The following is a 16547-nucleotide window of genomic DNA, read 5'->3' on the forward strand; positions in this document are numbered from 1 at the left end:
ACAGGCAAAAAGAAACCCGCTGGACTGGAGACAGTCAGCGGGTTTTTTCATGTCCGGGATATGGGGTTTCTGTCAGGACCTCATCGCTGGCAAGCCAGCTCCCACAGGGTTTTGTTGTGCTCCACAAATGCTGTACACACCACAGATCACTGTGGGAGCTGGCTTGCCAGCGATGAACGATAACTCGGTACAACTGAAGTTACGCCCCGTTCAACCCCTTGAGCAGCAAATCCACATTGCCCTCAAGCTCCGTCACCGGATCTTCGGCATCAATACTCAGCACCAGCAATCGGCTACCCGACTCGGCAATCGCCGCTTTCACCGCTTCCGATGGCTGACGGTGATGCAACACCACCGCGACATCGTTTTCCTTGAGTGTCGCCGTGAGTTTTTTCAGATCCTCGGGCGTCCAGTCTGCGTCAGGACGGGGATCCTGCCCGATCAGTTCAAGGTTCAGGCTGCCGATCAGATAGCCGAAGTGATCGCTCAAGCTCATCACACTCAGATTATCGGCACTGGCCAGACGCGCCTCACTGGCGGCACTGAGTTTGAGCAGGCGTTGTTTCAACAGCGCCAGATTCGCTTCGATCTTCGGCTTGGCGCTGGGTGCCAGACGCACCAGATCTGCCGCCATCACGTCTGCCATGCGCCCCATGTTGTTGCTCGCCAGCCACGGCTGGCTGTTCAAACCGTCGACTTTCAAATCCGGTTGCACGGCAATGCCGGGCAACGCGCCGTCGACCGGGCGTGCGGCATCGACTTCAACGATGCGAATGTTGCTGCGACGGGCGAAGGGGTACAGCGGGTCATCGGCCCACAGCGAGCGCACGCCGATCACCGCATCGGCGCCGGTGGCCAGTTTATTGAGTGCCGGAGCGCCGCGCCCGGTGAAGTACGCGGTTTGGCGGCTGCCCGGCAAGTTCGCCGGGGCCGCGCGTTCGAGGCTGACGTCGGTGCCTTTGAGCAGCACCTCGCCCAGGCCGTAGGTGATCGGAAGAGAGGCCAGCACTCGCAAGGGCTTGGCGCTTTCGGCGGCCATTAAAGGTGTGGAAACCACGCCGCACAGGGCCATGGCCAACGTCAGGTTGCGCAATGAAAAAAGCATTTATCCAAGATTCCCTTTCAGACTCGGGACAACCCCGCGCGCGATGGCGGCGAGGGCGAAGGCAATACCGGCGACCAGAATGATCGCCGCGCCGGACGGAATCGGCAGATCGAAAACAATCGGCGCGAGAATCCCGCACAACGTGCTGACCGTGGCAATCAGCACCGAACACCAGAAAAAGCCCTTAAGCGACTGGCTGAGCAAGCGCGCCGCCGCCGCTGGAATCACCAGCAGGGCACCGACCAGAATCGCGCCGATGACTTTCACGGCAGCCACGGTGATCAGCGTCACCAGAATCACGAACAGGTAATCCAGGGTCTTCACTGCCACGCCTCGAACTGCTGCCAGTTGCGGGTTGAAACTGGCGAGCATGATGCGGTTGTAAAGCGGCAGCGCCAGGGCCATGACCAGCGAACCGACGATGGCCAATACCGCCAGATCATTGCCGTTGACCGTCAGCACCGAGCCGAACAACACGTTTTCCAGAATGTGCACGTTGATCTTGCCCGCGAGAATCAGCAGCAGACTCGCGCCCAATGCCAGGGACACCGAGAGGAACACGCCGATCAACGTATCCGGTGCCAGGCCGGTGCGGTTGCGCAGGTAATTGAGCAAAATGCCGAACAGCAGGCAGTAGCCGAACAGGCTGCCATAAGGCCCGGTGTAGGGTTCGCCCAGCAGGATGCCGATGGCCACACCGGTCAGCGCTGCGTGGCCGACCGCTTCGGAGAAAAACGCAAAGCGCTTGACCACCACCAGTGTGCCGAGGCCACCCAGTACCGGACCGATCAACAGGCCGGCGAGCAGCGCGTTGACCACAAAACCGTAAGCCAGCGCCTCCGGCAGATAACCGGAAGAGGCCCAACCCTGGACCATCAACCGAAAGGCTTCGTAACTCATCAGGCAGCGCTCCGTGGATGGGTCGAGAACAGGGTCAGCAGACGCTCAGGAGTCAGCGCCTGTTGTGGCGTGGCGTCGAACAGCACGCGACGGTTCAGACCGGTGACCCGATCAGCCAGACGGCCAACTGCTTCCAGGTCATGTTCGATCCACAGGACGGTGATGCCCGCCGCGCGCCAGTCGCCAAGCAGGCGTTCGAAGACCTGGATCCCGGCCTCATCGAGAGCGGACATCGGCTCATCCAGCACCAGCAGTTGCGGTGCAGGGATCAAGCCCTGGGCAAGCAACACCCGCTGACGTTCACCTCCGGACAGCGCGCCCATGCGACGTTTGCGTTTGTCCTGCATGCCGACCCGTTCCAGCGCTTCGCCGATGGCGCCGGCGTAGTGCTTGCTCAAGCCAAGAAACGCCGGGCGGCGCTGGCACATGGCAGCCATGAAATCATCGACCGTCATCGGCAAGCCGCGATCGAACTCAAGCGCCTGCGGCACATAACCGATGGTGCCGGGCTCGCCGGGCCATTGCAGACTCAACTGACCCTGATGCGGCATTTGCCCCAGCAACGTCTTGATCAGCGAACTCTTGCCGCCGCCGTTGGGGCCGACCAGTGCATGCACGGTGCCGGGTTGCACCTGGAAGGAGACGTTGTCGAGAATTGTCGTGCGGCCCAGTGTCAGGCAGACCTGCGTAAATTCCAGGGTCGGACCGCACACTTGTAGGACTGAGCCTGCTCGCGATTGCGGTGTGTCATTCAACAATGATGGTGCTTGGCCGGGCGCCTTCGCGAGCAGGCTCGCTCCTACAGGGGACTCGGCGTTTTCTGCGATCAGGGTTTCTCTGGATGTCATGCGCCAGACTCCTGAATCGCCCGAACCACGGTGTTGAGGTTGCCGGTCATTTCCTTTTCGTACTTTTCAGCGGTGTATTCGCCGTAGGAAATGTGCGACAGCGGGTACAGTTTCACGCCCGATTCACGCTGAATGGTTTCGACGTAAGTAGACGGAAAGTCCATTTCCGAGAAGATCACCTTCACATCCAGTTCGCGCAGTTGGTCGATGGTCTTCTTCAACTGGCTCGGGCTCGGCTCGATACCGTGGGCCGGTTCGACCACCGCCGTCACTTCCAGCCCGAACTCGCGCAGCAGATAGTCGTAAGCCGCGTGAACGGTGGCCACACGCAACTCGGCGTTCGGCGCCTGGGTCAGCTTGGCCAACGCGTCAGCGCGCATCTGCCGCAGGCGTTTGCCGTAGGCGCGTGCGTTCTGCGTGTAGGTCTTGGCATTGTCCGGATCGAGCTTGCCCAACTCCCGAGCGATGTTGTTGACCTGCGCGATGGAGGCGCTGATCGACAGGAAGGTATGCGGGTTCACCACTTTGCCGGCGCCGCGCGCAGCGACCCCGGTCGCGGCCAGCAGCGGCACGTTTTCGTTGGCCTCGATGGTTTTGATGTTCGGGGTTTCGCTGGCGGCGATCATGCGGTCGGCGAAATCATCATGGCCGACGCCATTGAGCACGATCACGTCGAGGCCGCTGATGCGCTTGATGTCCTCGGCCCGTGGTTCGTAGGCGTGCGGATTGAAGCCGGCCGGTATCAACGGGACGACCTCGGCCTTGTCGCCGACGATGTTCGCCACATAGCTGTAATAAGGGTGCAGGGTGATGCCGATGCGCAGGCGTTTCGCCGGATCGGCGCTGGCCAGGGGGCTCAGCAGGCAGGCGCAAAGGCCCAACAGAAACAGACGCAACAACGGACGGCGTGGAGATGAAATAGACATGGGCAAACGGTCTTCTCTCGGGTGAGGGCGAGGAATCAATGGCGATGTTCGCGGGTAACCCCGGCATCGTATTGCGCGACGATCTGTTTCCAGCCGGCAGCGGCCAGGGCGGCGTCAGTCAGCTCGCGAGGCGCCGTGAGTGCGGCGTCACGGTTGAGCCAGATATCCGGCGCAGCCTGGTCATCGGCGCCGACGCGCATCAGAAACGAACCGGCAATGGAGGGTGTCTGGCTATGACCGAAGTAGGCGGCGTCGGTCGGTATTTGCCATGCGTGACCGCCTCGGGCGACGGAACTCGCGTCCTGGGCGAACGGGGCAAAACCTTCGTCTGCCAGATTTTGCGGCGTCGGCAGGGTTTTCTGCTCTTCGCGCAGCAAGCGGATTTCGTCCAGTGTCACCCGCAGGTCGGCATAGATGCCTTGCTCGGCGGCGCTGAGGTCGCGGCGCGCGTCCAGTTGATTGCTGGCGACCGGTTCCGGTTCATGTGACACCCCGCGCCAGGCCACCACGGAACCGGCCAGCGCTAGGATCAGCAAGCACAGCAGCAACACGTTGAGGGTTTCATGACCGGCACCGGCCGGACGCACGATTTGTGTGGTGGGCGTACTCATGGCGCTTCGATATCCGCTTGGTCGATTTCCACCACATGGCCAGGGCCCGCGTCGAACAGCACGTAGAACTCGGCGCCGGGTTTCTTGAAGGTCAAGGTCGAGTCGGCACCGAGCTTGCCCGGCACCAGAATCGTTTCGTCGTAACCGATCACATCCAGGGTCACACCGGGTGCGCCGCTACCGTCCGAAAAGCCACCGGTACATTTGATCTGTTCGTCATCGACGGCTTTGCATTCGCACATCGGGTTGTGCGCCAGGGCGCTTGCACTGAAGCCGGCGCACAGCACCAACAGCGCGGCGCTGAGCCGCAGACGGAAAGGGCGTTGCGAGCAGGTCATGGTTTGGCTCCTTGTTTGTTCAGCCAGGCGATGGTGGCGGGGGAGGCCTGGCTCAGGGGAATCGAGGCCTGATGCATGCTGCCGTCCCAGCCTTCCATGGTTATCCACAGTTCGGCGTCAGCTTTGGTTTTTTCCGGGATCGGCAGTTGTGTGCCCATACGGTATGGCGTACCGAAAAAAATCGCCCCGGCTGCGCGCAAGCTGCGCGGTTTGCCGATGCGCAGGTAAGTGGCCTTGACCTTGTCGACACAGGCATCGCACAGGGCCGCGCTGAAATCTTTCATATGGCCGGCCGGGCCCGTGAGGGTGGGGGCTTCGTTGCGCAGTTCGGCCAGTCGCAGGCTCCAGGGGCCGACCTGGATATTTCCGATTTCATGTTGTCCCAGGCCGCTGTCGCCGCGAAACAGTGAAGCGTCGGCAAAATACTTGGGCATGAAACCAAGCGGGATCAGCAACAACAGGACATTTATGTGGAATCGCCATTTGTGCCAAAGTCGCCCCAGTCGCGATGGCGGCGTGATCGTTGTGGACTTGCTCACAGGCTGACCTCCGAAGGCTCACGGCTGAGGGCCGGTTGTGCCTTGATCCGGTTTTTTTTGTCCTCGCGCTTGAGCGCATTGGCGGTGGCCAGAGCGGTGCGTTTCGTCCAGATCAGCAAGCCACTGAGCACCATCATGCTCAGCAGCAGGCCAAAGAAGAACCAGATCAACTTTATCCAGATCCCGCCGAAGTCACCGGTGTGCAGCGGGCGCATGGATTCTGTGACGAACTCCAGCGAGGAACGATCGGACAGCAGCCGTGTAGCCGCCATCTCACCGTTGTACGGATTGAGCGTCGCCGTCTGGAACATCAATGGATACCAGCCGCGACCGCCAACGCTCATGTGACTGTAAGCGTTACCCGGCAGGCTGACGAAACTGGCCTCCAGCCCCGGAATCTTTTCCTGAGCGATTTCTACGGCGCGGTCCAGGCTGATACGTGGCGGCGGAGTGCCGGCCGCCGAAATCGGCACGCTTTCACGGGACATGGCCGGGATGATCGGCTCGCTGGAGATGGAGATCTGGTTATCGAACAGGAAGGCCCGAATCAAAAACCAGACACCGGTGATGGAAATCACCGCAATGAACCAGATCGACCAGATACCGCTGAGACGGTGGAAATCGCCCCAGAAAATACGCGCGCCATGGCGAATACGTAGAGTGGGGCGCAAGAAGCCCTTCCAGAATCGCTTATAGACCACTAGGCCGGTAATCAACGACACCAGCATCGGCACGCCAAGGAATGACACCAGATACCATCCCCAACTGAAGCCGTTGGTGAACGGCACTAGCCACCAACCATGCAAGGCGCGGGTGAAAGCCTTGAAGTCAAAGGCTGGCGCGGTGCCCTGGATCACCCCGGTGTATGGGTTGACGTACACCGTCAGCGAGCGCCCGTCCGGGTAGCTGACCTCAACGTCCAGGGCGAAGTGCGATTCGTCAGGGCGGGTGATGCTTTCGACCACGGTTTGCGGTTCGGCTTTTTTGATCGCGGCCAGAACCTGGTCGTAACTGAGCAGCGGCGCATCGTCCGATGGCTGACTGGCACGCATCTGCGGGTTGGCCAGCCAGACGATTTCCTGGCTGACCACTGCCAGCGTACCGGTCACGCAGACGATCAGAACAAAAAACCAGATGGGTAATGCGAGCCAGCTATGTACGAGGAACCACAGTTTTGAGCGGGATTTTTTCGACATGATTACGCGTCTAGAGAGTGGTGAAAGGGCGCGTGGCTGCGGGCTTCACAGCACGGGGATCCCCGAAAGGCGCTCGTGGCTTTTGCCTACGCGAACGGCCTGCATCTCTATAGGACGGATGAGCGAGATAAATCCCGATAAGGAATGTGAAAGTAAATGTTTCGCAATTCGCCTGTGCAGTACAAATCCTGTCCTGAACCACGGGCTCACTCCAACACTTGAAAGGTATTTTCAGGTCGGAGCGAGCCGGTCCGGTACGGAGCAATCAGTTATGGCTAAACATCTCCATCGCCCGCTGCTTGATCTGTTCTTCAGTCAGATCTTCCTTGTGGGTCGCGAGAAACCACAAATGCCCATACGGATCCTTCAGCGTTCCACTGCGATCACCGTAAAACTGATCCTTGACCTCGGACACCACGGTTGCTCCGGCATCCAGCGCCCTTTGGAATGACTTGTCGACATCCGTCACATACAGGTGCAAACCGACGGAGACGGTTTGGTCCGGACTGCTCAATGGCCCCTGATCGCACGGCGAGCCGAGCATGATTGCGCTGTCACCAATACGTAGCTCCGCGTGACCGATGCCGCCGTCGGGCATGGCCAGGCGCATGACTTCGGTGGCACCGAAGGCTTTCTTGTAGAAGTCGATGGCCTCGGCGGCCTTATGAATGCCGAGATACGGGGTAATGCTGTGATACCCCTCGGGGATGGGTTTGACGCTCATGACGTTCTCCCTGTTTTTGTTTTTGCGAAATGTTGCTTCACCGGATTCCCGGAAGGATCAATATAGAACTGTCTTCCCGGCCAGGAATTTCGCCCGACGAGCAGCAGCTCACATTACCTATCCAAAAAGTGCGCCCCCGGCCCCTGTTCACCCAGCACATCCCCCTGATTGCGTAACGGACACGCCTCCATCGACAGGCAGCCACAACCGATGCAGCCATTGAGCCGGTCGCGCAGCAGCGTCAGTTGATTGATCCGTTCATCCAGTTCCCGTCGCCACTGCTGCGATAGAAACTTCCAGTCCGCCGCCGTCGGTGCGCGATCGTCGGGGAGGACTTTCAGTGCTTCGCCAATCTCCGCCAGCGGAATCCCCAGACGCTGCGCAACTTTGATCAATGCCACTCGACGCAGCACGGCGCGCGCATAGCGTCGCTGATTGCCAGCATTGCGCTGGCTCTTGATCAAACCCTTGGACTCATAAAAATGCAGGGCCGTGACCGCAACACCGCTACGCGACGCGACTTCGCCGACGGTGAGGGGCTTGTGCAGGTTTTCCTTGGTGACCATGGTGAAATTGCTCTTGACCTTGACTTAACTAGAGGTTTTACCCTGCGCTTCTTCGAGTCGCAAGATTCGCCTTACAGCCAAGTGGGGAATTTCATGCAAGCATCAGCGAAAAACCGCAGCTTCACCCAATTGATCGAATTCGAGATCGAGCCTCGGCAGCAACCGGGACTGGTCTCGGCGCTGTCGATGCAGACTGAACGCCTGGCCCAGCGCTACCAGGGTTTTGTCAGCGCGAGCGTGCAAGCCAGCGACGATGGTCGGCGGGTATTGAGCTTGCTGCAATGGCAGACTCGCGAGGCGGGGGAGGCGGCGTTCCGCAGTTTCGAAAGCGGTGAACAGGATTTCTGGGAGTTGATCCGCGCCCATCAGGCGAAAACAGTGACCTTCAATTCGTTTCAGGTACTGAGCAGCATCGCCCGCAGTCACGACGATGCGTTGCACTGCAACCTGGTCGGTTAGATCGGCAGCTTTGTCAGGCGCTCATCTTGGAGAGATATGTGGGTTAGTGACGATTTGCTGATAGCCACTATTGAAAGCGTTGATTTCTGCGCAGGCGTGTCGGGGCGTAGCCTTTCTCCATCGACCCCACATTGCCCGCCAGGACGCTCCAATGAATCATTTACTGACTGTTTCGCTGTTGCTCGCCGTCTCCGTACTCGCCGGATGTGCCAGCCATGTTTCTCCGGAGCTGCGGCCCTACTCGGCAGAAGAATCTCGGGAACTGGCCATGGAGGCGCTGAACCGCAGCGGTTTGTCGTTTGACGAATACCATGCCAAAAAAGCGCGATTACTTGGCCAGCCACAGAAGGCCTTCAGTTTTGACAAGCAGGGCGAGATGAGCGCTGAACGTGCCGTACAGCTGCATGGTCGGCCTAGCTGAAAACAAACTGTACTGGTTGAAGTTTTAGCCAACTGTCCGTGGGTTTGCCGGGCCGCGTGGGGTAGGGTCTACACCTGAATGACCCTGACGGACTGCACCATGAACCTCTCGCTTGATTTACTGCTGGGCTTTGCCCTGTTTGCCCTTGTCACCTCGATTACGCCGGGGCCGAACAACACCATGTTGCTGGCATCGGGCGTCAATTTCGGATTTAACCGCACCATCCCGCATATGCTCGGCATCACCTGTGGATTCTTCGTCCTTGTGGTCGCCGTAGGGTTTGGCCTGGGCGCGGTGTTTCAGTCCTATCCGATCCTCTATACGGTCCTGCGCTACGTCGGCGCGGCGTATCTGTTGTATCTGGCATGGAAGATCGCCCATTCCGGGCCGGTCGGTGACAACGTCCAGGGCGAAGCCAAACCGATCAGCTATCTGGGCGCCGCCGCGTTCCAGTGGGTCAATCCCAAGGCGTGGATCATGGCCATTGGTGCCATCAGCACGTACACGCCGATGCAGGGATACTTCACCAACGTCGTGGTGATCGCCGCGGTGTTCGCCATCATCAACTTGCCGAGCGTCGGCGTCTGGGCAGCGTGTGGCACGCTATTGCGCAATGTGCTGAAGGAACCGCGCTGGTTGCGCGTATTCAACTGGGGCATGGCGGCATTGTTGGTGATTTCGTTGTATCCGTTACTTCTTGAAAGCTTTAGCTGACGCGTTGCTTCAACCGCCAGCCCGATGCCTGTTAAGCTCGGCTTCAGGAGCGTTCCTACGCACTTTTAATGAAGTTGTCCTTCTTTAACGGCATCCGATCAGGTATTGATGACGCTCTCGAACCGACGCGCAGCTCACGAGGCTGCGCGGTGCCGTTTGCAGACACGAGCCTCCTGATCCCGGAACACGCTCTGCGAGTCTTTTTATGAACACACGTCCGTTGTATTTCGATTACGCCGCCACCACCCCGGTGGACGAGCGGGTCATCCAGGTGATGATTGAATGCCTGGGGTTTCACGGTAATTTCGGCAACCCGGCCTCCAGCTCCCACGCGTTCGGCCAGCAGGCCCGGCAGACGGTCGAGCAGGCCCGCCGGCAAGTCGCCGAACTAGTCGGGGCACAAGCTGAACAGATCGTCTGGACCTCCGGTGCCACCGAGTCCAATAACCTCGCGCTCAAAGGCGTGGCGCAGGCGCGCGGTGTCTCTGGCGGCCACATCATTACCAGCCAGATCGAACACAAAGCCATTCTCGATACCGCCCGCCAGTTGCAGGACGCCGGCATTGCCGTGACCTATCTGGTCCCGGACGCCGATGGATTGATCACACCGCAGGCGGTCAGCGAAGCGATGCGCGATGACACCTTTCTGGTCTCGCTGATGCTGGTCAACAACGAACTCGGCACTGTCAACGACATCCCGGCCATCGGTGAAATCGTCCGCGGTCGCGAGGCGCTGTTCCATGTCGATGCGGCACAGGGCGCCGGCAAAGTGGCGATCGACCTGGCGCAGTGGCCGGTGGATCTGATGTCGTTTTCGGCGCATAAACTCTATGGTCCCAAAGGCATTGGCGCATTGTACGTCGGGCCGCGGGCGCAGCAACGCGTGCAGGCACAGATTCATGGTGGCGGACACGAAAGCGGCTTGCGCTCCGGGACGCTGGCAACCCATCAGATTGCCGGAATGGGCGCCGCATTCGCGTTGGCCGCTGGCGCTTTCGATGAAGAGAAAAAATCCATCGTCGCGTTGCGCGAATGCTTGCTCGAACAATTGTTGAGCCTGCCCGGCGTACGTCTTAATGGCAGTGCCAGTCAGCGCATTGCGCACACCTTGAGCCTGACGTTCAGTGAGGGCGAATTCAACAGCGCGGCGCTGAGCCATTCGATCGCGTTTTCCGCGACCTCAGCCTGTAACTCCGCGAGCAACGCGCCATCCCACGTGTTGGTGGCGCTGGGACATGATGCGCGGCTGGCGGGGCGTACCATTCGCTTGAGCCTCGGCCGTTTCACCACCGCGGAAGATGTCGACAAGGCTTGCGAATTGATCAAGAGCGCCTGCGCCAGTGCTCCGGCATTCTGGGCGACAGGGCTATAACCAGCCGATCCAACGGCTACGAACAATAACGAACAAGTGATTAGCAGGAGACATGATGAGTACCCAGACCTTGACCGAAGGATCGGTGCCCCAGCGCCTGGCGCGCACCCGTGAACTGATGCGCCGCGAAGGCATTCATGCGTTATTGGTGCCCTCCGCCGACCCGCATCTGTCGGAGTATTTGCCGGGTTACTGGCAGGGCCGGCAGTGGCTGTCGGGCTTTCATGGTTCGGTCGGGACACTGATAGTCACCCTCGATTTCGCCGGCGTCTGGGCCGACAGTCGTTACTGGGAACAGGCGACCAAGGAACTCAACGGCAGCGGCATCGAACTGGTCAAGCTGCAACCAGGGCAGCCGAGCCCGCTGGACTGGCTGGCTGAGCAGACCCCGGAAGGTGGCGTGGTTGCAGTAGACGGCGCAGTGATGGCCGTGGCTTCGGCGCGCACTCTGAGCAGCAAACTCGAAGCACGCGGCGCGCGTCTGCGTACCGATATCGATCTGCTCAAGGATGTCTGGAGCGACCGCCCGACTCTGCCAAACGCGCCGATCTATCAGCATCTGCCGCCGCAAGCGACCGTCAGCCGTGGCGAGAAACTCGCCAAACTGCGCGAAAGCTTGCAAGAGCGCGGCGCCGACTGGCACTTCATCGCGACCCTCGACGATATCGCATGGCTGTTCAACCTGCGCGGCGGCGATGTGTCGTTCAACCCGGTGTTCGTCTCTTTCGCCCTGATCAATCAGCAGCAAGCCACGCTGTTCGTTGCGTTGAGCAAAGTTGATGCGCAGTTGCGTGCCGTGCTGGAACAGGACGGCGTGACGCTGCGCGACTACAGCGAAGTATCCAGTGCCTTGCGCGCCGTACCGAGCGGCGCAAGCCTGCTGGTGGATCCCGCGCGAGTCACCAGCGGTCTGTTGGATAACCTCGACAGTGGCGTAAAACTGGTCGAAGGCTTGAACCCGACCACACTGGCCAAGTCGCAAAAAAGTGAAGCGGATGCCGCGCACATTCGTAAAGCGATGGAGCAGGACGGCGCGGCACTCTGCGAATTCTTCGCCTGGCTGGAATCGGCCTGGGGTCGTGAGCGCATTACCGAGTTGACCATCGACGAAAAACTCACCGCTGCCCGCGAGCGTCGTCCGGATTATGTGTCGCTGAGTTTCAATACCATCGCTGCGTTTAACGCCAATGGTGCGATGCCGCATTACCACGCCACCGAAGAAGAGCACGCGGTGATCGAGGGTGATGGTTTGTTGCTGATCGACTCCGGTGGTCAGTATCTCGGCGGCACGACTGACATCACGCGCATGGTGCCGGTCGGTACGCCGACTGAAGAACAGAAGCGCGATTGCACTCGCGTGTTGAAAGGCGTGATTGCGCTGTCGCGGGCACAGTTTCCGAAAGGCATTCTGTCGCCACTGCTCGACGCCATCGCGCGCGCGCCGATCTGGGCTGAAAGCGTGGATTACGGTCATGGCACCGGGCATGGCGTGGGTTACTTCCTCAATGTGCACGAAGGCCCGCAAGTGATTGCCTATCAGGCAGCGCCGGCACCGCAGACCGCGATGCAACCGGGGATGATTACTTCGATCGAACCAGGCACTTATCGTCCGGGCCGGTGGGGCGTGCGCATCGAAAACCTGGCGATGAACCGTGAGGCGGGGAGTAGCGAGTTCGGCGAGTTCCTCAAGTTTGAAACCTTGACCCTGTGCCCGATCGATACGCGTTGTCTGCTGCCAGACTTGCTGAGTCAGGAGGAAAAGCAGTGGTTCAACGCCTATCACGCTGAGGTGCGTGAGCGCCTGAGCCCGTTGCTCGACGGTGCCGCTATGGAATGGCTGAATACGCGTACTGCTGCAATCTGATCGCATGACAGGTGGGGGCTGAAATCAGTGCCCACCTGTCATCGTTTCGATCTAAATCTGACGTAGTGCTTCCTCGACGAAGTCGAGACGATCCTGGCCGAAAAACATCTGATTGCCGATAAACAGGGTCGGAGCACCGAAAACGCCTCGTTTGACGGCCGTTTCAGTGTTGTCCTTCAGCGTAGCCTTGACAGTTTCGTCATTGGTCAGCGCCAGGACGTCATCGGGCTCGAACCCGTGTTCGCTCAACACGGCAACCACAGTTGCCGGGTCGCTCAGGTTTCTGCCCTCCACCCACAACGCCGTGAACAAGCAGTCGATAAACGCCTGAAAGCGTTCCGGCTGGCGCAGTTGTATGCCAGTGACGGCGCGCATCAACAGCAGCGTATTGATCGGGAAATGCGGATTGAACTTGAGCGCTACGCCATAGAGTTTGGCGTACCGGTCCAGATCCTGAAACATGTAGCGACCCTTCGCTGGGATCATTGCCGGTGAGGCGTTGCCGGTCGCTTTGAAAACGCCACCCAGCAACATCGGAATGTAAATCAGCTGACTATTGGTTGCTGCGCAGATCTTCGGTAGCTGGGTGTAGGCCAGATAAGTGGCAGGGCTGCCGAGGTCGAAATAGAACTCCACGGTTTTGGTCATTTTCGCTGCTCTCTATTTATTGTTATGGGCGGTGGGTTTACCAGCGTTCATTCCAAGGGCGCAGATCCAGCTCGAACGTCCATGCATCGCGTGGCTGGCTGTGCAGATACCAGTAATTTTCGGCGATGTGCTCGGGATTGAGAATGCCGTCCTGATCCTTGGTGGCGTATTTCTCAGGGAAACTGTTGCGGATGAAATCCGTATCAATGGCACCATCGACGACGATATGGGCAACATGAATGTTCATCGGGCCCAATTCGCGAGCCATGCTTTGTGCGAGCGCGCGGATGCCATGCTTGGCGCCGGCGAATGCGGCGAATCCCGATGCGCCGCGCAGTCCGGCAGTCGCACCAGTGAACAGAATGGTTCCGCGTTTGCGCGTGACCATGCGTTTTGCCACTTCACGAGCATTGAGAAAACCTGAGAAACAAGCCATCTCCCAGATCTTGAAGTATTTGCGAGCGGTTTCTTCAAGGATGCTGCACGGCACGTTGGCGCCGATATTGAAGACAAAAGCTTCAATCGGGCCGAGGCGGGCTTCAATGTCTTCGATCAGCGCGATGACGTCTTCTTCCTTGCGTGCATCGCAAGCAAAGCCGTGAGCTTCGCCGCCTTCGGCCTGAATCGCGTCCACCAGCGGCTGCAATTTTTCGGCACTGCGTCGCGTGACGCAGGCAACGAATCCTTCCTTGGCAAAACGCTTGGCAATCGCACCGCCTGTGGCATCACCAGCACCGACAACCAATACGACCTTCTTGTTATTCATGGGTGAACCCCTTTAGTAAACGATCGTTAAGTGAACGAACGTTATGCTAGGATTCGGCCAGCGTCAAGGTGGTCAATTCGAGGGCAAAAAACATGCGTTACTCCGCTAGTCACAAGCTGGAAACCCGGGAAAAACTATTGCAGAGCAGTGCGCTGTCGGCCAAGCGATCCGGGTTTTCCACGGTCGGCGTCGATGGTTTGATGAAGGCTATCGGGCTGAGCGGAGCGGCGTTTTACAGTCACTTCTCCTCGAAGGATGCGTTGTTCACTGCCATCGTCGAGAGGGAGTTGGGGCAAAGCCTTGAGCGGCTGGGCGGGCAGGGGGCGCAGGATCGTGAGCGGCTGGAGCGTTGCCTCAAACACTACTTGAGCATGGCTCACGTTGAGCAGCCTGAGTCCGGCTGTGCGTTGCCGGCGTTAGGCGCGGAAATCGCCCGTTCGGATATTCAGGTGCGTGAGCAGGCCGAGTTGTGGATCTGCAGGGTTCAGGACAGTTGGGCGCAGATACTTGAGAGCGACAGCCTGGCGTGGTCGATTCTGTCGCAATGCGTTGGCGCGTTAGTGGTGGCGCGAATGCTGGCCACGCCGGACATTCAGCGCAAGGTGCTGAAGTCCAGCAGTGACGAAATTGGGCGTCAGATCTCCCGGCAGCCGTGATCTATTTGCAGATGACGATCATGCTGCGGCTGGTGTAGCCAGCGGGATTGAGACCGAATGGATAGTCACCGGGCTCCTCCACGGAATCCCCTGACTTGGCGATGACCTTATAGCCTTTCGGGGCGCAGGAGTTGGCTGCGCTGGTATAGCACTTGTCCCAAGAGGACGAGAGTCCCGAACAGTTGATGTGCAGCCCTTTCTTACCGTGCTTCACCTGGGTTTTCGAGGTCGCCGCGCAGCCCGCAACCGCGAGTACGGCGATCAATATCAAAATTCGTTTCATTACCGTCCTTATAGCGGGCGCGAGTCTGATGCTCCGGTCTGCCTGTATTCGCTTGCGCTCTAGGCGTATCGAAATCCCAGTCGGAAAAAATCCATATCTGGCATTGGGTTGCGAGCCTAAACATGGCCTAAATGAACGCCAATTGCCAGACCTTCGTCAAATCCTGTTTCAATCCGCCGCTATGGCAGGCTTGGCGGCGTTGCCCATGGTCATGGTCGCACCAACGGAAGCCAGAATAATGCACAGGATCGCCATCCATTGTGACAACGTGAGGTATTCCTGCAAAAACAGCAGGCCCGACAGCGCGCCGAATGCCGGTTCGATACTCATCAATGTACCGAAGGTCCGCGCGGGCATTCGAGTGAGAGCAACCATTTCCAGGGTGTAGGGCAGGGCGGTGGACAGGATGGCGACGCCGATGGCAATCGGGATCAGCGAGGGCGTCAGTAGCGCTGCGCCGGCATGCACGATGCCGATGGGAGCCACGAACAGCGCTGCGATCATCACGCCTAACGCTGCGGTCGTAACGCCGTTATCAGCACCGGCCCTCTGACCAAACAGAATGTATAGCGCCCAGCAGACCCCGGCACCCAATGCATACCCGGCCCCAACCAGGTCGATTCCCGCGGTTGTTGCCCCCGTCGGTATCAATAGCAGCAGGCCGGCTATGGCCAGGCCGATCCACAGAAAGTCGATGGCGCGCCGGGATGCATATATAGCTACGGCCAATGGGCCGGTAAATTCGAGAGCAACGGCGATGCCGAGCGGCACTGTGCGCAATGACATATAGAAGAGGAAGTTCATGCCTCCCAACGCCATGCCGTAGACGATCACCGTGCGCAGCGACTTGGCTGTCAGCTTTGCTCGCCATGGGCGCAGCAATAACAGCATGATCACACTCGCGAAAATCAGGCGCAGGGTTGTCGTCCCCTGAGCGCCCACCACTGGAAACATGCTTTTGGCCAGCGATGCTCCGGACTGGATCGATGCCATGGCTATCAATAGCAGGCCAACCGGGAACAGCATTGAGGCAAGAGAGCGAGGTTGGTCATTCATTGCGCGGCATCGTCCAAGGTAATAGCGGGGGTTGTTGTAGGTGTTGGGCAATATACTGCGCATTCATGTCTCTGACGTCTATATATAAGCTGGATTTTCGGAAGTTTCGATAAAAACGAAAATAGCGGTTGACGGCAGATTCCAGACGTCTATAATTCGCCCCACTTCCGGCGCAGTCGAAACGGAAAACTCCTTGAGATTCAATGAGTTAAGTAGGTTTCGAGAGCGGGTCGCTTCAGTTCATCGAAGCCTGGAAGGAGTTGAAAGAGCGGTGATGTTTGGCTCTTTTAACGGTTCGATCTTCTCGGTCGAAAGCGGAGAAAAAGAGGTGTTGACAACAGCGAGTAACGCTGTAGAATTCGCCTCCCGCTAACGAGAGATCGGAAGCGCAAGTGGTTGAAGTTGTTGAAGAATTCTTCGAAAACTTCTGAAAATAATCACTTGACAGCAAATGAGGCTGCTGTAGAATGCGCGCCTCGGTTGAGACGAAAGATCTTAACCAACCGCTCTTTAACAACTGAATCAAGCAATTCGTGTGGGTGCTTGTGGAGTCAG

The 16547-nt window shown here is 58.8% G+C and carries 20 protein-coding genes; 6 read left to right on the top strand and 14 right to left on the bottom strand.

Going from position 1 to position 16547, the window contains the following annotated elements:
• Positions 1–199: 199 nt before the first annotated feature.
• The 10 genes from ICA16_RS09330 to soxR all read right to left on the bottom strand — a co-directional run bounded on the left by ICA16_RS09330 (position 200) and on the right by soxR (position 7753).
• Positions 200–1105 carry a metal ABC transporter substrate-binding protein gene (locus tag ICA16_RS09330; RefSeq protein ID WP_210700444.1) on the bottom strand — a complete coding sequence of 302 codons (906 nt, stop codon included), beginning with the start codon at positions 1103–1105 and terminating at the stop codon, positions 200–202.
• Positions 1106–2005, bottom strand: coding sequence for a metal ABC transporter permease (locus ICA16_RS09335; protein WP_007917717.1), 900 nt, complete (start codon positions 2003–2005; stop codon positions 1106–1108).
• Complete coding sequence (locus tag ICA16_RS09340) at positions 2005–2853, bottom strand: metal ABC transporter ATP-binding protein (protein ID WP_228734154.1); 849 nt, start codon at positions 2851–2853, stop codon at positions 2005–2007. Before ICA16_RS09340 ends, ICA16_RS09335 begins: the two co-directional genes overlap by 1 nt.
• The gene (locus ICA16_RS09345) at positions 2850–3779 is read right to left on the bottom strand and encodes a metal ABC transporter substrate-binding protein (RefSeq protein ID WP_150603405.1); all 930 of its coding nucleotides are present in this window, start codon (positions 3777–3779) and stop codon (positions 2850–2852) included. Before ICA16_RS09345 ends, ICA16_RS09340 begins: the two co-directional genes overlap by 4 nt.
• Positions 3780–3814: 35 nt before the next feature.
• Positions 3815–4390, bottom strand: coding sequence for a DUF6162 family protein (locus tag ICA16_RS09350; protein WP_210700445.1), 576 nt, complete (start codon positions 4388–4390; stop codon positions 3815–3817).
• Positions 4387–4728, bottom strand: coding sequence for a hypothetical protein (locus ICA16_RS09355; protein ID WP_150603406.1), 342 nt, complete (start codon positions 4726–4728; stop codon positions 4387–4389). Before ICA16_RS09355 ends, ICA16_RS09350 begins: the two co-directional genes overlap by 4 nt.
• The gene (locus tag ICA16_RS09360) at positions 4725–5267 is read right to left on the bottom strand and encodes a thiamine pyrophosphate-binding protein (RefSeq protein ID WP_210700446.1); all 543 of its coding nucleotides are present in this window, start codon (positions 5265–5267) and stop codon (positions 4725–4727) included. The genes ICA16_RS09355 and ICA16_RS09360 overlap by 4 nt, the downstream gene beginning before the upstream one ends.
• Positions 5264–6463, bottom strand: coding sequence for a PepSY-associated TM helix domain-containing protein (locus tag ICA16_RS09365; protein ID WP_210700447.1), 1200 nt, complete (start codon positions 6461–6463; stop codon positions 5264–5266). The genes ICA16_RS09360 and ICA16_RS09365 overlap by 4 nt, the downstream gene beginning before the upstream one ends.
• 265 nt (positions 6464–6728) lie before the next feature.
• The gene (locus ICA16_RS09370; RefSeq protein WP_210553921.1) at positions 6729–7187 is read right to left on the bottom strand and encodes a VOC family protein; all 459 of its coding nucleotides are present in this window, start codon (positions 7185–7187) and stop codon (positions 6729–6731) included.
• A gap of 113 nt (positions 7188–7300) precedes the next feature.
• Complete coding sequence (gene soxR, locus ICA16_RS09375) at positions 7301–7753, bottom strand: redox-sensitive transcriptional activator SoxR (protein ID WP_210553920.1); 453 nt, start codon at positions 7751–7753, stop codon at positions 7301–7303.
• Positions 7754–7846: 93 nt separating this feature from the next.
• Between soxR and ICA16_RS09380 the strand changes: the two genes are divergently transcribed.
• From ICA16_RS09380 to ICA16_RS09400, 5 genes are all read left to right on the top strand, one after another.
• Positions 7847–8212, top strand: a complete 366-nt coding sequence (locus ICA16_RS09380) for an antibiotic biosynthesis monooxygenase (RefSeq protein WP_150603411.1) — start codon at positions 7847–7849, stop codon at positions 8210–8212.
• A 151-nt stretch (positions 8213–8363) separates the two neighbouring features.
• Positions 8364–8633: a hypothetical protein gene (locus ICA16_RS09385; protein ID WP_150603412.1), complete on the top strand. Its 270-nt coding sequence runs from the start codon at positions 8364–8366 to the stop codon at positions 8631–8633.
• 99 nt (positions 8634–8732) lie between these two features.
• Positions 8733–9347 (top strand): LysE family translocator, encoded by a 615-nt coding sequence (locus ICA16_RS09390; RefSeq protein WP_042560193.1) that lies wholly within the window; start codon positions 8733–8735, stop codon positions 9345–9347.
• A gap of 205 nt (positions 9348–9552) precedes the next feature.
• Positions 9553–10719 carry an aminotransferase class V-fold PLP-dependent enzyme gene (locus ICA16_RS09395; RefSeq protein WP_210700448.1) on the top strand — a complete coding sequence of 389 codons (1167 nt, stop codon included), beginning with the start codon at positions 9553–9555 and terminating at the stop codon, positions 10717–10719.
• Between the two features lie 55 nt (positions 10720–10774).
• Positions 10775–12583 (top strand): aminopeptidase P family protein, encoded by a 1809-nt coding sequence (locus ICA16_RS09400; protein WP_210700449.1) that lies wholly within the window; start codon positions 10775–10777, stop codon positions 12581–12583.
• Between the two features lie 51 nt (positions 12584–12634).
• On the opposite strand, the gene ICA16_RS09405 is transcribed toward ICA16_RS09400, so the two are convergent.
• Positions 12635–13231 carry a 2-hydroxychromene-2-carboxylate isomerase gene (locus tag ICA16_RS09405; RefSeq protein WP_210700450.1) on the bottom strand — a complete coding sequence of 199 codons (597 nt, stop codon included), beginning with the start codon at positions 13229–13231 and terminating at the stop codon, positions 12635–12637.
• A 37-nt stretch (positions 13232–13268) separates the two neighbouring features.
• Complete coding sequence (locus ICA16_RS09410; RefSeq protein ID WP_150603416.1) at positions 13269–13997, bottom strand: SDR family oxidoreductase; 729 nt, start codon at positions 13995–13997, stop codon at positions 13269–13271.
• 92 nt (positions 13998–14089) lie between these two features.
• Between ICA16_RS09410 and ICA16_RS09415 the strand changes: the two genes are divergently transcribed.
• On the top strand, positions 14090–14653 hold the full coding sequence (locus ICA16_RS09415) for a TetR/AcrR family transcriptional regulator (protein ID WP_210700451.1): 564 nt from the start codon (positions 14090–14092) through the stop codon (positions 14651–14653).
• Between the two features lies 1 nt (position 14654).
• On the opposite strand, the gene ICA16_RS09420 is transcribed toward ICA16_RS09415, so the two are convergent.
• Positions 14655–14936, bottom strand: coding sequence for a hypothetical protein (locus ICA16_RS09420; RefSeq protein WP_042560187.1), 282 nt, complete (start codon positions 14934–14936; stop codon positions 14655–14657).
• A 168-nt stretch (positions 14937–15104) separates the two neighbouring features.
• Positions 15105–15992 carry a threonine/homoserine exporter RhtA gene (rhtA, locus tag ICA16_RS09425; protein ID WP_150615876.1) on the bottom strand — a complete coding sequence of 296 codons (888 nt, stop codon included), beginning with the start codon at positions 15990–15992 and terminating at the stop codon, positions 15105–15107.
• Positions 15993–16547: the final 555 nt, after the last annotated feature.

The sequence above is a fragment of the Pseudomonas anatoliensis genome (assembly GCF_017976235.1).
Taxonomy (GTDB): Bacteria; Pseudomonadota; Gammaproteobacteria; order Pseudomonadales; family Pseudomonadaceae; genus Aquipseudomonas; species Aquipseudomonas anatoliensis.